The sequence below is a fragment of the Acinetobacter sp. LCT-H3 genome (assembly GCF_001866125.1).
Taxonomy (GTDB): domain Bacteria; phylum Pseudomonadota; class Gammaproteobacteria; order Pseudomonadales; family Moraxellaceae; genus Acinetobacter; species Acinetobacter schindleri.
On the sequence record NZ_MODX01000040.1, the window covers coordinates 1 to 16,592 of the forward strand.

At 37.9% G+C, this 16,592-nt stretch carries 18 protein-coding genes and 5 pseudogenes; 9 read left to right on the forward strand and 14 right to left on the reverse strand.

The window, feature by feature from the left end; translation table 11 throughout:
* Window positions 1-204 precede the first annotated feature (204 nt).
* From BK820_RS13875 to BK820_RS13895, 6 genes and pseudogenes are all read right to left on the reverse strand, one after another.
* Window positions 205-555 (reverse strand): hypothetical protein, encoded by a 351-nt coding sequence (locus tag BK820_RS13875; RefSeq protein WP_071321248.1) that lies wholly within the window; start codon window positions 553-555, stop codon window positions 205-207.
* A 150-nt stretch (window positions 556-705) separates the two neighbouring features.
* Window positions 706-831: pseudogene (locus BK820_RS15410) on the reverse strand (IS3 family transposase); the annotation flags it as partial.
* 160 nt (window positions 832-991) lie between these two features.
* Entirely contained in the window at window positions 992-1,306 is a 315-nt protein-coding gene (locus BK820_RS13880; RefSeq protein WP_004812141.1) for a putative quinol monooxygenase, read from the reverse strand.
* A 333-nt stretch (window positions 1,307-1,639) separates the two neighbouring features.
* Window positions 1,640-2,470 carry an S-formylglutathione hydrolase gene (gene fghA / locus BK820_RS13885; protein ID WP_071321249.1) on the reverse strand — a complete coding sequence of 277 codons (831 nt, stop codon included), beginning with the start codon at window positions 2,468-2,470 and terminating at the stop codon, window positions 1,640-1,642.
* Between the two features lie 228 nt (window positions 2,471-2,698).
* Window positions 2,699-3,811 carry an S-(hydroxymethyl)glutathione dehydrogenase/class III alcohol dehydrogenase gene (locus BK820_RS13890; RefSeq protein ID WP_005105874.1) on the reverse strand — a complete coding sequence of 371 codons (1,113 nt, stop codon included), beginning with the start codon at window positions 3,809-3,811 and terminating at the stop codon, window positions 2,699-2,701.
* A gap of 21 nt (window positions 3,812-3,832) precedes the next feature.
* A complete protein-coding gene (locus BK820_RS13895; RefSeq protein WP_005105873.1) occupies window positions 3,833-4,108 on the reverse strand; it encodes a metal/formaldehyde-sensitive transcriptional repressor in 276 nt (91 codons plus the stop codon).
* 467 nt (window positions 4,109-4,575) lie between these two features.
* Here BK820_RS13895 and BK820_RS13900 point away from each other — a divergent pair, with 467 nt between their 5' ends.
* Together BK820_RS13900 and BK820_RS13905 are read left to right on the forward strand one after the other, a co-directional pair.
* Window positions 4,576-5,571 carry a zinc-dependent alcohol dehydrogenase family protein gene (locus BK820_RS13900; RefSeq protein WP_071321250.1) on the forward strand — a complete coding sequence of 332 codons (996 nt, stop codon included), beginning with the start codon at window positions 4,576-4,578 and terminating at the stop codon, window positions 5,569-5,571.
* Window positions 5,561-6,577: a zinc-dependent alcohol dehydrogenase family protein gene (locus BK820_RS13905; protein WP_071321251.1), complete on the forward strand. Its 1,017-nt coding sequence runs from the start codon at window positions 5,561-5,563 to the stop codon at window positions 6,575-6,577. The genes BK820_RS13900 and BK820_RS13905 overlap by 11 nt, the downstream gene beginning before the upstream one ends.
* A gap of 50 nt (window positions 6,578-6,627) precedes the next feature.
* Here the strand turns inward: BK820_RS13905 and BK820_RS13910 are convergent, their stop codons facing one another.
* Window positions 6,628-7,527 (reverse strand): LysR family transcriptional regulator, encoded by a 900-nt coding sequence (locus BK820_RS13910; protein WP_071321252.1) that lies wholly within the window; start codon window positions 7,525-7,527, stop codon window positions 6,628-6,630.
* A gap of 135 nt (window positions 7,528-7,662) precedes the next feature.
* Here BK820_RS13910 and BK820_RS13915 point away from each other — a divergent pair.
* The 4 genes and pseudogenes from BK820_RS13915 to BK820_RS13930 form a co-directional block, all read left to right on the forward strand.
* A pseudogene (locus tag BK820_RS13915) lies at window positions 7,663-8,403 on the forward strand (SDR family oxidoreductase).
* 71 nt (window positions 8,404-8,474) lie between these two features.
* Window positions 8,475-9,473: a zinc-binding alcohol dehydrogenase family protein gene (locus tag BK820_RS13920; protein WP_004682270.1), complete on the forward strand. Its 999-nt coding sequence runs from the start codon at window positions 8,475-8,477 to the stop codon at window positions 9,471-9,473.
* A 20-nt stretch (window positions 9,474-9,493) separates the two neighbouring features.
* Complete coding sequence (locus BK820_RS13925) at window positions 9,494-9,778, forward strand: putative quinol monooxygenase (RefSeq protein ID WP_005206902.1); 285 nt, start codon at window positions 9,494-9,496, stop codon at window positions 9,776-9,778.
* 183 nt (window positions 9,779-9,961) lie between these two features.
* Window positions 9,962-10,240, forward strand: a pseudogene (locus BK820_RS13930) (integrase core domain-containing protein); the annotation flags it as partial.
* A gap of 42 nt (window positions 10,241-10,282) precedes the next feature.
* Here the strand turns inward: BK820_RS13930 and BK820_RS13935 are convergent.
* Window positions 10,283-10,492, reverse strand: a pseudogene (locus BK820_RS13935) (IS6 family transposase); the annotation flags it as partial.
* Between the two features lie 63 nt (window positions 10,493-10,555).
* On the reverse strand, window positions 10,556-11,836 hold the full coding sequence (locus BK820_RS13940) for a cation efflux transmembrane domain-containing protein (RefSeq protein WP_005093338.1): 1,281 nt from the start codon (window positions 11,834-11,836) through the stop codon (window positions 10,556-10,558).
* 89 nt (window positions 11,837-11,925) lie between these two features.
* On the opposite strand from BK820_RS13940, the gene cadR reads away from it, so the two are divergent.
* Entirely contained in the window at window positions 11,926-12,318 is a 393-nt protein-coding gene (cadR, locus tag BK820_RS13945; protein ID WP_000550240.1) for a Cd(II)/Pb(II)-responsive transcriptional regulator, read from the forward strand.
* Between the two features lie 93 nt (window positions 12,319-12,411).
* Window positions 12,412-12,573, forward strand: a pseudogene (locus tag BK820_RS13950) (IS6 family transposase); the annotation flags it as partial.
* Between the two features lie 41 nt (window positions 12,574-12,614).
* On the opposite strand, the gene BK820_RS13955 reads toward BK820_RS13950, so the two are convergent.
* From BK820_RS13955 to BK820_RS13970, 4 genes are all read right to left on the reverse strand, one after another.
* Window positions 12,615-12,917, reverse strand: coding sequence for a helix-turn-helix domain-containing protein (locus BK820_RS13955; protein WP_001140620.1), 303 nt, complete (start codon window positions 12,915-12,917; stop codon window positions 12,615-12,617).
* Window positions 12,910-13,266, reverse strand: a complete 357-nt coding sequence (locus tag BK820_RS13960; RefSeq protein ID WP_000269911.1) for a type II toxin-antitoxin system RelE/ParE family toxin — start codon at window positions 13,264-13,266, stop codon at window positions 12,910-12,912. The genes BK820_RS13955 and BK820_RS13960 overlap by 8 nt, the downstream gene beginning before the upstream one ends.
* A gap of 876 nt (window positions 13,267-14,142) precedes the next feature.
* Window positions 14,143-14,469 carry a hypothetical protein gene (locus tag BK820_RS13965; RefSeq protein WP_005098935.1) on the reverse strand — a complete coding sequence of 109 codons (327 nt, stop codon included), beginning with the start codon at window positions 14,467-14,469 and terminating at the stop codon, window positions 14,143-14,145.
* Window positions 14,470-14,482: 13 nt separating this feature from the next.
* On the reverse strand, window positions 14,483-14,890 hold the full coding sequence (locus BK820_RS13970; RefSeq protein WP_071321253.1) for a hypothetical protein: 408 nt from the start codon (window positions 14,888-14,890) through the stop codon (window positions 14,483-14,485).
* Window positions 14,891-15,006: 116 nt separating this feature from the next.
* On the opposite strand from BK820_RS13970, the gene BK820_RS13975 reads away from it, so the two are divergent.
* Window positions 15,007-15,426, forward strand: coding sequence for a hypothetical protein (locus tag BK820_RS13975; protein ID WP_071321254.1), 420 nt, complete (start codon window positions 15,007-15,009; stop codon window positions 15,424-15,426).
* Here BK820_RS13975 and BK820_RS15415 read toward each other — a convergent pair.
* Window positions 15,388-16,478 (reverse strand): IS4-like element ISAba1 family transposase gene (locus tag BK820_RS15415; protein ID WP_110925086.1). Its coding sequence is split into 2 segments (ribosomal slippage): window positions 15,388-15,938 and window positions 15,938-16,478, totalling 1,092 coding nucleotides; the frame shifts between segments, so codons are not numbered across the junction. The two genes, BK820_RS13975 and BK820_RS15415, sit on opposite strands and share 39 nt — an antisense overlap.
* Window positions 16,479-16,592: the final 114 nt, after the last annotated feature.

Consider the following 16,592-nt stretch of genomic DNA (forward strand, 5'->3'; position numbering starts at 1 on the left):
ATAGACACCCATTATATTGAAGTGATGTCTATGAATCACACAGATTATCATAAGGCTTTTGAAACTGTCGCACCTCATGTTTGAATTCACCCATTAACAGAGTGCGAATTAGTCATTGATCATGTTTGACCACATTTCAAGGAATAGTGTCTAACTTTCGGTATGCAGATTATGGTGTGGGGTTCTCTTAAAGTTTAAACCTCATTATTTTACTTCAGTAATGCTGATTGGCTGGTCTTTTACAAATTCAACAACCCCTTCACCACGTTTAAAGTGAATTGAAACTCCATTATTATTAGCTAAACGAATACCACTACCAGCAACTGTTTGCTTTAAACGATATACCACGCCTGAGTTATCAGTCATTAAAGCAGTTTCAAAGTTATCCGATGATTTCAGAAAAATTAATAAACCATTCGGACCAGAAAATTTAAGGACCTGCGTATCAGCTGAAGTATTGCTTGTAGCCTTATCTTGTAAAGTTTCAGTCTTTAGACTCGAAGTACACCCAGTCATTGCTAAAACTAACAAGGTTAAACTTAAAAAATATTTCATTTAACTACCTTTTTCATCTGTAAATCATAAGTGTATTTATACTAATTGTTATAATTTAACAATAAGACAAATATTACTTTTTTTTACATAAAAAAGCCATAAATCGCATTTTGAACAGTACCGGATTTATCAGAGATTTTTTTATTTAAATTAGGCCACCTGACCTAACGGGTTAATCTTATCATAGTACATTGCCTCAAACTCAAAAGGCGATACATATCCCAGTGCACTGTGTACATACTTTTTATTGGACCAATCTACCCAATTTAATGTCGCTTGAGAAGCAATGCTTCTCATCTCAGGAAAGTTGGTCTCCGACAAACCCGGTACGGTTCAATAAATAAAGTAGCCCAACTTGAATAAAAAGCTTCCGACAAACCTCACAGGGTTGAAGTGCTGCCTTTCATTCAAAATTTCAGGCAGCACCCTCATACATTTAAGCGTCGGTATGAGCTGGTAGTTTACTAGCCAAAACATCTACTTTTTCAATTGATGGTGGCTCTGAAAATAGCTCATCGGCCTGAGCCATCAAAGCAGCTGCAACCTTGCCAGATAAATGTGCTTGGCGACCCGCCTCATCAGGAAATGCATCGAAAATACCAAATGTTGTAGGTCCAAGACGTAGGCCAAACCACGCAACTGTCGCGGGTTCTTCCATTACAATAGGTAAACCGGCTTTAAGGAAAGCTTCCACTTCGTCTTCTTTACCCGGTTTAGCTTCAAGGCGGACATATAAAGCTGTTTTAAGCATGACTAAAACTCCACAATTGATTAGAATTAAAACGATTCTGACATTGCTAATGGATGCATGTCAGAAAGTTTTGTTGTATAAAAGTTAAAAAAAATTCCCATAGCTGAGCCAAAATCTGGTTTTTTATTTCGACATAATGCTATGAATTTATTCAAGTTAATATCACTAACATTTGAATCAAAAAATTAAGATATGAGATGATTAAATTCAATCTTAGTTATATAAGGATCAATTGACTCTACCTTAGATTTATAACCTGACCTCTTCATCTGGAAATTATATTGCTCAAGAAGCACTCAAGAACAACATTGTACATCCTCATATCTATGAAAGTTATTTAGCTAGGAATTTGCTGTGGAACTCTATATGTTTCTCTATAAAGCTCGCAATGAAGTAATAGCTATGGTCATACCCTTCTCTTAGGTTAAGTGTAAGAGGATATTCTTGTTCCAAACAAATATCACTAAGAAGCTTAGGCCTTAACTGTTCTTCAAGAAAATCATCAGCTGTTCCCTGATCGACTAAAATAGGTAAATGAACTTCAGCGTTTTTGATTAATTCAATCGCATCATAGCTTTTCCATAAAGTTTCGGTTTCACCTAGGTAGTGTGTGAAAGCCTTTTCCCCCCAAGGTACTTGGCTAGGCGCAACAATTGGTGCAAAAGCAGAAATACTTTTATACAGCTCAGGATTTTTTAACCCAATTACTAATGCACCATGACCACCCATGCTATGACCCATAATACTTTGGACTTGATTGGTCGGAAAATTCAGGTCAATCAGATTTCTGAGCTCTTCCACAATATAATCATACATTTTGAAATGCTGTGACCAGGGTGCTTGTGTTGCATTCACATAGAATCCTGCGCCTTGGCCTAAATCATAATCTGCATGATCTGGTACATCCTCTCCACGTGGGCTGGTATCTGGTGCAACAATTATGACTTTATGTTCAGCCGCATACTTTTGTGCTCCGGCTTTAGTAATAAAGTTCTGTTCGTTGCAAGTCAGTCCTGATAACCAATATAAAACTGGCAACCGCTCATCTTTGTCATGAGGTGGCAGATATATTGAGAATTTCATTGAACAGTTTAATGCTATTGACTGATGGCGATACACTTCTTGCGATCCACCAAAAGAAGCATGTTTCTCAATTATTTCCATAATCAATTACCTATGTTGAGCAAGACTTCATGAGAAATCGAGCAAACAAAGAGTTTGACATTCTCCACAGAGAATACTGATAAAGAATTAAAATGTAGGCAGGTTTATTGAACCTATACATGATGGATACATAGATAGATCTGTTTTACAGATGATGTGCCGTTTTAGAGGATTCCATGCATGTCAATCATGATTCACATGCATGGAAAAGTATAAGGTCTGACGGAATTATTCGTAATGAATTACAGTACGAATTGACTTACCTTCATGCATTAGATCAAAGGCTTCATTGATCTGATCCAAGCCCATGGTGTGTGTCACAAATGGTTCTAATTGAATTTTACCTTTCATGGCATCTTCAACCATTCCTGGAAGTTGCGTACGACCTTTTACCCCACCAAAGGCAGAACCTAACCATCTACGACCAGTAACCAGTTGGAATGGACGGGTAGAGATTTCTTGACCTGCGCCAGCTACACCAATAATTACGGATTGTCCCCAGCCACGGTGTGCACTTTCAAGGGCTGCACGCATCACATTCACGTTACCAATACACTCAAATGAATGATCTACACCCCAGCCAGTCATTTCGACAATGACTTGCTGGATTGGTTTATCGTAATCTTTAGGGTTCAAGAAGTCCGTTGCACCAAACTCTTTTGCCAGCGCAAATTTATCTGGATTCATGTCAACCACAATAATACGCCCTGCTTTAGCTTGACGTGCGGCTTGTACGACTGCCAAACCAATACCACCTAAACCAAAGACCGCAACACTATCACCTTCTTGTACTTTAGCCGTGTTATGTACTGCACCGATACCCGTTGTTACCCCACAACCCAGTAAGCAGACATGTTCGTGATTGGCTTCAGGATTGATTTTAGCCAATGATACTTCTGCCACTACCGTGTATTCACTGAACGTTGAGCAGCCCATATAGTGGTAAATCGGTTGACCATTGTAGGAAAAACGAGTGGTACCATCTGGCATTACGCCTCTACCTTGAGTTTCGCGAACGGAAATACACAAGTTCGATTTTCCAGATTTACAGAATACGCACTCGCCACATTCAGCAGTGTAAAGTGGAATAACATGATCACCTGGTTTGACGCTAGTCACGCCTTCACCAACCTCAACTACAACACCAGCACCTTCATGCCCGAGAATAGCGGGAAAAACACCTTCAGGATCATCGCCAGATAAAGTAAATGCGTCTGTATGACACACACCGGTATGGGAGATCTTAATTAATACTTCACCTTTCTTCGGTGGTGCAACATCAACTTCAACAATTTGAAGAGGTTGACCAGGACCAAACGCAACGGCAGCACGTGACTTCATGGAATAATTCCTTATACAGATCTACTTTAAATATGATTTTAGAATCTTGGCGATTTCAGCCAATTCTTCTTTTCGTTGTTGTTCTGTGGTTTCACCTGATACTAATGTGTCCTTTAAATGAACCTCCAACATTTCATTCATTAAACCATTAATAGCACCACGCACAGAGCATATTTGTTGCAGAATTGCACCACATTCCACATTGTCTTCTAACGCTTTTTCAATCGCTTGCGTCTGACCTTTGATCTTTCTGACGCGTAGAAGAATCTTTTTTTTGTCGTCAACCTGATTAGGCATCAGACCTCCTTATTTGCTAGCATTTATACTATAGTACCCCATAGTATAAAAAAAGCAATATTTTTTATAAATCGAAAATCAAAAAGCTCTTTAGCGAAAATTTTCTATCCCTTTTTTTAGTTTTTTTTAAATTAACATCATAGAGCTTATGCGAAAGTCACAAAAAAATGGGGCTTTTAGCTCCCATTTTTTATTTTGGCTCATGTTCTTTGTAATGCTGTGACCTTTTAGAATTATGTTTCAAATTTTAGCCACTTTGTAGATATTTTGAACGTTTCAAGCCTTGAAAATACTACCGACAGTTTAGATTAAATTGCCTTTACAGACTGTACTAGAATATTTTTAGTGAGCGAATGATATTTATTATTCATTATTTAGGAATTATTAAATCCTATAAATATCATTTATTGGATTATTTTACTTTGGTACTGTGCATATCATCCCCTAGTTAAAAATAAGGAACAATTATGAATAAGATGATGAATGCTCTTATCTTAGAAAATTTTGGTGATCATGAATTTAAACGTGTAGAACTCCCTATACCTCAACCAGAGGCTGGGCAAGTTGTAGTACGTATTCATGCTAGTGGTGTGAACCCTATTGATTATAAAATTCGTATTGGTGAAGCACCATATGCTATGCCAGAGCTTCCTGCCGTGTTGGGAACAGATATGGCTGGGGTTGTAACTGCTATTGGTGAAGGTGTCACTCACTTCAACGTCGGAGATGAAGTTTACGGTCTGATAGGTGGCGTTCGTGGTCTTCAAGGATCTTTAGCAGAATATGTTGTAGCAGATGCCGATCTGATCGCATTAAAGCCACGGAATATCTCTATGCGCGAGGCAGCAGTACTACCATTGACGTTCCTCACCGCTTGGGAAGGTTTAGTGGATAATGCGAAGGTCCAACCGGGGCAAACTGTACTGGTTCAGGGTGGTGCTGGTGGCGTTGGTTATATGGTTGTTCAGCTTGCAAAAGCACTTGATGCAAATGTTTGGGCGACTGGTCGTACAGCTGATCAATCACTGATTTCAGAACTCGGTGCAACACCTCTCGATTACACCACAGCATCTTCCGATGACATTATTGCTGCAAGCCCTGAGGGTCAAGGTTTTAACATTGTTTACGACACTGTGGGTGGTCCAGTACTCGATGCTTCACTTTCAATGACAACTCACTATGGCCACATCACCAGCTGTGCTGCATTTGGTAATCATAATTTAGCGAGTTCATCTCTACGGTGTGCCACAGTGTCTGGCGTATTCGTCCTATTGCCGATGTTAACAGGCAATCGCCGTTCTCATCATGGTGATGTCCTTAAGATCGCTACTCGTCTCGTTGAGGAAGGTAAACTGCGTCCTATTGTTGATCCTCGTCATTTTACTCTAGACCAAGCGATTGAGGCTCATGATGCTGTTCAAGATCGCTCTGCCAATATTAAGGTCGTGATTGATGTCATTTAACGCACTTCAGGCCAAGACTTGGCGCTTCAATAGTATTGGAGATACAGATGTTCTGACATTAGAAACACTTCCTGTTGCTTTACCAGCAGCAGGAGAAGTTCTAATCCAGATGAAAACGATCGGACTCAACCGGGCTGATGTAATGTTTCGGCGTGGTACTTATATTCAAAAGGCAGTATTCCCTTCTCGTCTGGGATATGAGGGAGCAGGCATAGTTCTGGCAATAGGTGAAGGTGTAAGCCAATTTTCTCCAGGAGATGCAGTATCGATTCTTCCGACTGACAATCTAGCCAAATATGGGGCATATGCGGACAAACTTCTGATTCCAGAAACTTTTTTAGTTCACAAACCCGATAGTTTAAGCTGGGAAGAAGCTTCTTCAATCTGGATGCAGTATTTAACGGCTTGGGGTGGTGTAATCCATGCTGGTGGAGTTTCGAAAGGAAAAACGATCTTGATCACAGCAGCTTCAAGTAGCGTAGGACTAGCTGCGATACAGATCGCTGAAGCAGCGGGTGCTAAGGTCATTGCAAGTACACAGACGATAGAGAAAAAGCAACGTTTACTGGATCTCGGTGTTAAAAATGTTATAGCCAGTGAAGATGAACCAGATTTGTATGAGGCGCTTGTTTTACGTTTAGGTGGAGAACATCTTGATGTCGCCTTCGATGCTGTAGGAGGGCCACATATTGAACAGATTGCAAAAGTGATGTCTGTGGGAGGAACTATGGTTATGCATGGTGCACTTAGCCCGGAGATCACACCATTTCCCCTTAAAGTTGCATTACGCAAGAGCTTAACCATGCGAGGTTTTTTGTTCCTTGAGGTTCTCCATGATCCTGTTCTAAGGGAGCAAGCCAGACGATTTATTCTTAGCAGTATAGGTGCAGGATATCTTCGTCCAGTGATCGACTGTTGCTTTAACTTTGAGGACATGCATGACGCTCAGCGCTATCTTGAATCAAATCAGCAAATAGGAAAAATTGTAATTACTCTAAATACATGATGGTCTTATCTGATTTCTACTTTCTAGAAAAAAGGTTAGTTCCATCTGATTCAGGTTTCTATATGGCCCAGCACTTCCGCTAAGTAATCAAACAATGCTCGGATTCGCAAAGGTGTCGGGCCCCGCTGTGGACGATATAAATACAGGCGCCAAACGGGAGAGGTTTCCTCATGAAGTATCTGAATGAGCTTACCACTCCTAAGCCACGGCAAAACTAGAAATCCAGGCATGTGTCCGAATCCAACTCCAGCGAGAATAGCTTGAAATTCAGCTTCTAGATCATCTGTAATAAAACGAGGCTTTGATGGCGTAAAGCTTCGACTTTCAGTGAATATCCATGGCCAGTAACGCCCTGTTTTATGATCGAATAGTGCTGTTAGAGGGTATTTATCTAAGTCAATAATTTTTTTGGGCATTCCAACCTTATCAATTAACTCTGGCGTACCCACAGAATAAAAGTTCACATTAGCCAATTCCCTTGCCACATATCGATTGTCCGGCAAAAATCCAAATCTGATCCCGATATCTATTCGCTCATCGATCACATCCGAGTGTGAATCTGTTAGCACACAATCCACGACAATATCTGGATAACGTGTGGCAAATTCTGCTAGTGCAGGTACTACCAATTTACGCCCTAACACAGACGACACAGTAAGACGGACGGTCCCACGCATTTCATCTCGTTTTTCCTTGGTGTCTTTTACAAGCAGAGCATCAATGGATCCCACCGCAAAATGTGCTTGCTTTGCCAGACGCTCACCATCAGCGGTAATTTTAATTTGTCGAGTACTCCTGTAAAACAGAATCTCTCCGCGCTGCTCTTCTAGCTCTTTTATTGCCCGTGTCACTACCTGCGGGGAAATACCCAGCTGAGTTGCTGCCTCTTTAAAATTTCGAGACTCTGCTGCGACACAAAAGATACGCATCATTTCCAATTTGTTCTGCATGTCCAATCCTGTGTTATGGTAATTATTCCGTAAATAGGAATTCTGAAAGATAATATTATTCATTTATTATACCTAACAAGGCTGTAATACTTAATCCATCAAATATGATTGACAGATAAGTTGAAGGTTACTTGTATGAATAATATAGAAAATAAAGTTATTGTTATCACAGGTGCAAGTAGTGGTTTAGGTGAAGCTACTGCTCGCTTACTTGCTAAAAAAGGTGCAAAGGTTGTACTTGGTGCTAGACGTACTGAAAAATTACAGGCTATTGTTCACGACATTCGTGCTGAAGGTGGTCAAGCTGAATTTATTGGTATGGATATAACCAAACCACATGAAGTACAAGCACTTATTGAAAAGGCATTAAGCGCATTTGGTCAAATCGATGTATTGGTAAACAATGCTGGATTAATGTCTATTGCACCATTAAGTGAGCTAAAAGTTGATGAATGGGATCGTATGATCGACATTAATATTAAAGGTGTTCTTTATGGTATAGCAGCTACACTGCCTGTTTTCCAAAAATAAAACTTTGGACACTTTATTAATCTCGCATCTGTTGCAGGGTTAAAAGTATTTAGTCCAGGAGGTACTGTTTATAGCGGTACTAAGTTTGCTGTAAGAGCCATCTCTGAAGGCCTTCGTCATGAAGTTGGGGGAACAATTAGAACGACTACTATTGAGCCTGGTGCAATTGAGTCAGAACTAAAATTCGGTTCTTCTCATAAAGAAAGTTCAGAGTTTGTTACTGATTTCTACAAACAAGCTATACCAGCTGACTCAGTCGCTCGAGCAATTGCTTATGCAATTGAACAGCCTGCGGATGTAGATATTAATGAAATTGTTTTACGCCCAACGAGCCAAGAGTTTTAATAATTGAATAACAAAAAATGGGAGCACCTCGCTCCCATTTTTACTATATTTTTAAAGTTAAGGACAAATCTATGAAAGCCGTATCGTATGTTATAAATAACCATGATGATTTTAAAAATTCATTGGTAGATATTGAAAAAGCGAAGCCTACACTTAAGGAGCGAGATGTACTGGTAAAAGTTCAGGCAATCTCTGTGAATCCAGTTGATACCAAAGTGAGAAAAAATTCGTCTGAAGCAAATAATCGTATTTTAGGTTGGGATGCCGTTGGGGAAATTATTGAAGTTGGCTCAAAAGTTACCTCGTTTAAAGTAGGAGATTCTGTTTGGTATGCTGGCGATTTAACCCGAGATGGTAGTAATGCTGAGTTTCAAGCAGTCGATGAACGAATTATCAGTCTTAAACCCATTACAGTATCTAATGCAGAAGCAGCAGCATTGCCATTAACTGCAATAACGGCATGGGAAATGCTGTTTGATCGGTTTCAAATTTCAGAAACAGAAGTTGGCAGTATTTTAATTATTGGTGGTGCAGGCGGTGTAGGATCAATCGCTATCCAACTCCTAAAAGCAAAAACAAATCTGACCGTTATAGCAACAGCTTCACGTGAAGAAACGAAATCTTGGGTGGAATCACTTGGTGCCGACCATGTCATTGATCATAGCAAAGATTTAAATGCACAAATCGAGACACTAGGCATTGAAAAACCAAAGTATGTATTCTCTACAAATCATACAGAAACATATATCAAGCAAATAGTTTCTCTGATTGCACCACAAGGCAAGCTTGGATTGATCGATGATCCACAAACATTTGATATTATGCCGTTTAAGACTAAATCTATTTCTATCCATTGGGAGTTGATGTTCACCCGTTCAATGTATGAAACCGATGATATTGAAAAGCAAGGTGATCTATTGCAACAGGTTGCCCAATTAGTTGACCAGCAAAAAATTAGAAGTACTCTCAACCAAAATCTAGGAAAAATTAACGCTGCAAACTTGGAGAAGGCGCATAAGTTGCTTGAATCAGGTAAGTCAAAAGGCAAAATTGTACTAGAAAACTTCTAAAAAAAATTAAAGGTGAAATAATGACTATTTCAGTAATTGCGAACTTTAAGGCAAAATCAGATCAAAAAGAGAGGTTAGAAGCGCTTTTACAAAGTGTAATAGAGCCTACGCTTCAAGAAGAAGGATGCTTGAAATATGAGCTTTATATTAGCGAAAATGACTCGAGTAGATATTTCTTCTTAGAAGAATGGCGTAGCAGGGAGGATTTAGATATCCATATAGCGTCTGATTATATTCAAAGTTTATTTGGTAATATCCAATCGCTAATTGAATCAAGTGATATTGTAGAAATCAAAAAAATATAGCTGTATTCGGACGTTATGATGAAGTATTCTTCAAATTAACATAGGGACTTAGAAAGCTAACAAAAAATGGGAGCTATAAGCTCCTATTTTTTAAGATTTTTTAATTTTTTAGTAGTAACTTAGGCTTCAGCAAATTATGCCCCTGAGGGGAGCCACCAATACCCTGCATTTTGACAACAATGTCATCGTTTAGAGGCAGCAAATTTACGAGCATCAGTCGGTACGACTGGTGATTCATATGATATTGCTTTGGCTGAAACGGTGAATGGCTTATACAAAACAGAGGTGATTGAATATTTAAAAGCAGATTGGCAAGGTTTAGCAGATGTACAACTTGCGACATTAAATTGGGTAGATTGGTTCAACAAAAAGCGTGTACACGGTGCACTGGGTTATGTATCGCCTTTTGATTTTGAAGCAATGTACTATGATAAGATTAACCCGTTAGGTCAGGTGGCCTAACTTCAATAAAAAGTCGCCGACAAACCCGGTACGGTTCAGATCTGTAGGATTACGCCAATACCAGCGTAAACGTTTTTCTATTTCAGGAGCATAACGTTGAACCCAACGGTAAATAGTCGTGTGATCAACATTCACACCCCGTTCGGCCAGCATTTCCTGCAGTTCACGATAGCTAATGCCATATTTACAATACCAGCGCACAGCCCAAAGAATGATTTCGCCCTGAAAATGCCGACCATGGAAAGGATTCATATGCTGCACCTTTAGCTAAAACAGTCTTCAGCTTACCATTCGTGGTTATTTGCAACAGTGCCCTTACTTCAAAGCCAAAATTTTTCGGGCACCATTAAGTACGAATAAAGAAACCAGTATGCCAATGATTAAGTCTGGATAAGCTGATCCCGTCCACGCCACGAGTACACCGGCAAATATAACGCCCATATTTACGACAACGTCATTCGCCGAGAAAATCCAACTGGCTTTCATATGTGCGCCATCTTCTCGATGACCAGAAATAAGATATAAGCATGTCACGTTAGCTATAAGTGCGAGCAGGCCAATAACAATCATGAGCGTTGATTCTGGCTCGCTTCCAAACATGAATCGTCTAATGACATCAACAATCACGATAACAGCAAGTAATAACTGAATCCAACCTGCGAAATGGGCTGCTTTTATTTGATATTTCGCAGCTTTTCCGACGGCATATAGTGCAATACCATAAACGGCTGCATCGGCAAACATATCTAGAGAATCAGCAATCAATCCTGTAGACGCAGCAATAATACCGCTGATGAATTCTATAAAGAAAAGTAGAGCATTAATACCTAATAACAGTTTAAGTACTTTAGCTTGTCTCACAGGATCAGGTTCATTAGGTATATCGCCTGAAGAAAGCTGTATTTCATCAAGTTTCGCCCCAAAACCCAGTCCTTCGAGTTTAGCCGTAATTTGCTGAATCCCTTCATTATGGAAGACTTTCAGTTTTCGATTGGGAAGATCAAAAGTAAGACCTTTAACTGCTTCAATATCTGCAAGAGCCATACGGACCATTTGCTCTTCAGCAGAGCAATCCATTTTAGGAATGGTGTAGGTACTTGTTTGCTTAGCCTGTTGATTGCTTATATAAGTTTCAGTCTTCACAAGCTTTGCACCAAAACCCAAAGCTTCAAGTTTGGTGGTTATATTTTCATCTTTTTGATTATGTAGAACCTTTAAAGAACGGTTAGGTAAATCAAAGATGAGTTTTTGAACACCATCAATTGAAGATAGCGCCATACGAACCATCTGTTCTTCCGCAGAACAATCCATTTTGGGAACTAAGTATTCACTCATGTAGTGCGAATCTTTTAAAACGTCTTCAGTGCTTAAATTTTCTTTGGGATCAGAACCACAACAGGATTGAGCGGTATCTTCACAACTGTTTGAAGTGTTACAGCAAGGAGATGAAGATTTTTTTTCTTCCTCTTCACCACAACAGCTAAGCGTATTATCACAATTCTTTGAATTGTTTGCTTCTGCAATTGATGGATGATTTTCTTGTTGAGATTTCTTATCTTCGCATGGTGTTTCTTTACTACATCCACAACCACTCATAATTATACCCATTAAAAAAATTATAAACTTTGAATATTAGAATCCCTATAGTTACTATAGAGTCAAGAATCTTTGGAAATACTAACTCAATGCATTTAAAAATTGGTGAACTCTCTAAAAAAACCTCATGTTCAGTATTAACAATTAGGTTTTATGAAAAGGAAGGTTTAATTCCGGAACCGGAAAGAACGGAAGGAAATTACCGCCTTTACGATGTAGGCTATGTTGAGCGAATTAAATTTATTTTGAATTGCCGAACTTTAAATATGAGTTTGAATGAAATTCGTCAATTACTTACCTATAAAGACAAACCTGAGAAAAATTGTTCAGATGTGAATGAATTAATTGACTTACATGTCAGTGCTATCAGAGAAAATATAATCAAGCAACAAAAGCTTATTGAACAACTATCTGATTTAAGAGGTACTTGTGATGGTTTATGTACAATTGACCAATGTGGAGTTTTAAAAAATCTAGCTTGATTATCTAGACCTATGCTTTTTTCAAAAAATCGGCACTGTTGCAAATAACCACGAATGGTAAGCTGAAGACTGTTTTAGCTAAAGGTGCAGCATATGAATCCTTTCCATGGTCGGCATTTTCAGGGCGAAATCATTCTTTGGGCTGTGCGCTGGTATTGTAAATATGGCATTAGCTATCGTGAACTGCAGGAAATGCTGGCCGAACGGGGTGTGAATGTTGATCACACGAATATTTACCGTTGGGTTCAACGTTATACGAATCTAAAAATGGGAGCCTATAGCTCCCATTTTTATTGTTAAACGTTGAATCCTATATGTTTTCCTGTTGGAAGCTCTACATCAATACGGAGCTTCCCACCCATTGCCTCAACATACTTTTTCATGGTTGAAATCTTAAGATCATTGCCACGATTTTCTATTGCTGAAAGCGATGGCTGTTTTATTCCCAAAGTTTCAGCAAGCTCTTTTTGAGAAATTTCGAGTTCTTCACGAATAAGATGAAGCTGATTTTCTAGCAGTAATTCATCAGCCATTTTTTGAATACGGGCTTGGCTCTCTGGAGAGCGGCTAGCTAACAATTCTTGCAGAGTCTTAGCCATTAGATTTATCTCCTAGGGTAGTGAGATGAAGTTGGTATTGTTCATCTGCGATATCCAGCATGTCTTTATAAAAACGCTTTTTACCGCCTTTATCAGCAATACATAGAACAATAGCCTGTCGTAAGGGATCAAATGCGAAGAAAGCTCTTAAAGGTCTACCGCGATGTTGAACGCGCAGTTCTTTCATATTGGTAAATTTAGACTCATACACAGTATCTACTAAAGGGCGGCCTAAACTCGGTCCCTGCTGCTGTAGAACAACCAGTGCAGCTAGGACCTTCTCTTGTGTAGATTCATCTTGCTGTTCAAGCCACTGATTAAATAGATCTGTCGTAATGACTGTCCACATTCCACAACCAAAATATAGATTATAGTCTATATTTTAAGCGTATTATGCTTGTTTTGCAAATGAGAAATGATAGGCAATAAAAAACCCAGCATCCTGCCGGGGTTTTTTATATTGGTTCGCTCGGTATAACTCCTGTCGTACCTTACTTTCCTTGTGCCTATCTCTTGTTATTCTTCTCTGGAACTTCCTGTTCTCTATGTGTCCATCATAGGAAATTGAAGCCGGGTCGCACAGATGCAAAGAGCCGAAATTGATGTAAGCATATGCGTACAATGGGTGGCTAAAAAATATCCCAGGCTTATCCGCAGAAATTGTGGATTCTTTTAGATCTGGAAATGTTAATAACACTCAACAAAGCCACAAAATGACCAATTAATAATCTATTTTACAGTCTCCATTACGCCGAAAAATATATTTTTGCTCGAATAATGATCAGTGATTTGCTGAAATAGATTACACTTTTGATCAAATTTTTCTTATATTTTTTTAAAAGCGAGCAAAAATGAAAACACACCAATTTTTTGAAAATAATCTTAAGCTATTGATATAAAACAAATATAATATATTTGTAGGTGTACGACAGGGGTTTTTTTTGAGCTTTCAGGTGTACGACAGGGGTTTTTTTTGAAGCGGAAATGTAATTTTATTTGCTGAATTAGTTTTACACTCTTAAAAAATAATTTATATAAAGCAATAACATAAGATAGATGATTTAATTGAACAACTTTATTTGTGTCTATTTTAGTGTGATGGATTACCTGAGTTTTTTGAAGATTAGTAAAAGTGTACGACAGGGGTTTTTTGAAATAAATAGGAAGTTCGTATAAGAGATTTTATGTTAAATTACTAACTATAAATTCTATTTAAAACATATATTTATTTAATAGTTATGCCATAGTTTTTCTTATCATATTTAGCTACATAAGGAGCTACTTCGTGATTAATCTTTTTATCACTTTTATCTAGGTATGAAAGTTTTATCGAATCCTCATTATGATGCTCATAATTAATGGCGTATTTATATTCTGAATAAGGATAAAGAGTACCTAAACTATAAGTTTTTTGAGCGCTAATATAAGTTATTTTAAGGTCGGTAATTGGGTAATCAGTCTGATTTTTAATAGAAATATATCCAGTTTTTTCAAATGGCTGGCATCCTATAAGTAGAAATAATACAAGACAGTAAAATAGGCTATTCTTCATTTTGATAGTTCTGTTAAATTGGCCTTATGAGTTTATTAATAACGATAACTTGTGAGATATCACAGCTATTATCTACTTCTGTTATCCAGGAATAATTGTTTTTTTCTAAAGGGTAAGATTGTCCCCCTCCATACGCTGCTTTATCACCCAGAAAATAAGTATCTGAATCTACTTTTAAACTATGAGTTTTACTATCCCAATTTACAGTTTTTGTGGCAAAAATTGGCAGAACTTTAGAGCCATCAGTATGTTGTAGGTATAAACATTTGCCTTCCCTAATAAGCTTAGCTTCACTATAACTTGCATTATCCACTCCACCTGTGTATTGGATGCGTGGAATACTTACATTTGAATCAATTTTTTCTGTAATTGGACTACAGGCTACAAGCGGACTGACTAGGAAAAATACAAATTTTTTCATATATTGAAACCTGTATGAGTATTTAATGCCAGGGTAATTAAAACAAACCATATCAGAATAATTTGGTCATGAATTGTATAAAAATTTATAAAAATAGGTAGAAGGAAAACATGAGCATGAAAATTCAGTCTTATATTTTAGTATTCAGTTTGTTTTTTCTAAATGGCTGTTTTTTCGATACTAATGAAATCAGTAACAGCAACAATAAATCCAATATCGATCCATCAGTATCCGCTGAAAATACTAATATCAAACCTCTGAAAAGTGACTATAAGCAATTTTTTATTTTAGCTAAAGATGTAAGGTTTGATCCAAATTTAGCTCAACTAGAAGCAATCTTTCAAGGAAATTTAACTCTTCATAATAATTGTTTATCCATCATAGTAAGAGGTGATAGAGAAACTATGCATACTCTAATCATACCTAAACAATATGAGGTCTTTTTCGATAATCATAATAAGGTGATAGGTCTAAAAAATCTCTGTACACGACAAATTTCACAGAACCCTTATCCTATCAGGATTCTGCCTTCTTAAAATTGCCAAAATTTCCTTAAACTCTTCTTTTTTCCCAAAACCAATTAAACGCTGAATCGCCATTTGAACATAGTCTAAACCATAGCGAAATAAACTCATTGAGAGTCGTCCATGCTTCTTTATTTTTATCGCTTTTTTTTGATCATGTTGCCATTCACCCGTTAAGTAACACCAACAGAAGCTTATAGCTAACACCGCAATCAATTTTTTCACTCGTCTAGGGTCTGTCAAGCGCGTATTTTCAAGATTAAACCCGCGTCCTTTGAGACAACTGAATAAGGTTTCAATTTCCCAGCGTAATGCATAATCCTGAATAGCATTGGCATTAAACTGAGGAGAAACGACGAGTAAAAGCTCTCCATTTTCTAACTGTAGTGCACTTATATATAGTTTCACCCGACCAACCAAAATCCGTCGTTTACGACATTCAATTTGACCAACTTTAAGATGGCGAAATAAATCACTAATTTTATGATTCTTTCCTAAATGATTGGTGACAATGAAGTTTTTTTAACACGAATGCAGAAGTTGATGTCTTGTTCAATTAACCATGTAAACCACTGCTCACCGATAAACTCTCTGTCTGCGAACACATTCACAATACGGTCTTTACCAAAAATGGAGATAAAGCGTTGAATCAAAGCAATGCGCTCTTTCGTATCTGAATTTCCACGTTTATTAAGCAATGTCCAAAGGATAGGTATCGCTATTCCACGATAAACGATCGCGAGCATCAGGATATTAATATTTCGTTTTCCCCATTTCCAATTGGTTCTATCTAAAGTCAGTTGCACTTTGTCGAATGAAAATATATTGAAAATCAACCGAGAAATTTGACGATAATCGAAATACTGACCTGCAAAGAAGCGCTGCATACGTCGATAAAATGATTGTGGTAAGCACTTGATGGGCAAGGCTTTAGATGCAGAAGAAAGATTACATGTTTGCTTTAAAATAATCACAAGCATGATGAGCGCAAAGCACTTTAAATGTGACTTGTTCCATTTTAGATATTTGTTTAAGATAAGATATAACTCATTGAGATGTGTCATAGTATTCGTCGTTAGAAAACAATTATTGTGACATTATTTCAATGAGTTATCTATTTTTGTCGTGTACAGAGCAAATACTTACAAGCTCAGGGCATAAAAATGAGTATGTACGCT

What these genes read in the sequence shown, in the direction of transcription:
- BK820_RS13905 (WP_071321251.1), top strand. Translation starts at nt 5,561, where the DNA reads ATGTCATTTAACGCACTTCAGGCCAAGACTTGGCGCTTCAATAGTATT.
- BK820_RS13895 (WP_005105873.1), bottom strand. Translation starts at nt 4,108, where the DNA reads ATGCCTAATCAGGTTGACGACAAAAAAAAGATTCTTCTACGCGTCAGA.
- BK820_RS13890 (WP_005105874.1), bottom strand. Translation starts at nt 3,811, where the DNA reads ATGAAGTCACGTGCTGCCGTTGCGTTTGGTCCTGGTCAACCTCTTCAA.
- BK820_RS13965 (WP_005098935.1), bottom strand. Translation starts at nt 14,469, where the DNA reads ATGAAGAATAGCCTATTTTACTGTCTTGTATTATTTCTACTTATAGGA.
- BK820_RS13900 (WP_071321250.1), top strand. Translation starts at nt 4,576, where the DNA reads ATGAATAAGATGATGAATGCTCTTATCTTAGAAAATTTTGGTGATCAT.
- BK820_RS13970 (WP_071321253.1), bottom strand. Translation starts at nt 14,890, where the DNA reads ATGAAAAAATTTGTATTTTTCCTAGTCAGTCCGCTTGTAGCCTGTAGT.
- BK820_RS13955 (WP_001140620.1), bottom strand. Translation starts at nt 12,917, where the DNA reads ATGGCTAAGACTCTGCAAGAATTGTTAGCTAGCCGCTCTCCAGAGAGC.
- BK820_RS13910 (WP_071321252.1), bottom strand. Translation starts at nt 7,527, where the DNA reads ATGCAGAACAAATTGGAAATGATGCGTATCTTTTGTGTCGCAGCAGAG.
- BK820_RS13960 (WP_000269911.1), bottom strand. Translation starts at nt 13,266, where the DNA reads ATGTGGACAGTCATTACGACAGATCTATTTAATCAGTGGCTTGAACAG.
- cadR (WP_000550240.1), top strand. Translation starts at nt 11,926, where the DNA reads ATGCATTTAAAAATTGGTGAACTCTCTAAAAAAACCTCATGTTCAGTA.
- BK820_RS13975 (WP_071321254.1), top strand. Translation starts at nt 15,007, where the DNA reads ATGAAAATTCAGTCTTATATTTTAGTATTCAGTTTGTTTTTTCTAAAT.
- BK820_RS13940 (WP_005093338.1), bottom strand. Translation starts at nt 11,836, where the DNA reads ATGAGTGGTTGTGGATGTAGTAAAGAAACACCATGCGAAGATAAGAAA.
- BK820_RS13880 (WP_004812141.1), bottom strand. Translation starts at nt 1,306, where the DNA reads ATGCTTAAAACAGCTTTATATGTCCGCCTTGAAGCTAAACCGGGTAAA.
- fghA (WP_071321249.1), bottom strand. Translation starts at nt 2,470, where the DNA reads ATGGAAATAATTGAGAAACATGCTTCTTTTGGTGGATCGCAAGAAGTG.
- BK820_RS13875 (WP_071321248.1), bottom strand. Translation starts at nt 555, where the DNA reads ATGAAATATTTTTTAAGTTTAACCTTGTTAGTTTTAGCAATGACTGGG.
- BK820_RS13920 (WP_004682270.1), top strand. Translation starts at nt 8,475, where the DNA reads ATGAAAGCCGTATCGTATGTTATAAATAACCATGATGATTTTAAAAAT.
- BK820_RS13925 (WP_005206902.1), top strand. Translation starts at nt 9,494, where the DNA reads ATGACTATTTCAGTAATTGCGAACTTTAAGGCAAAATCAGATCAAAAA.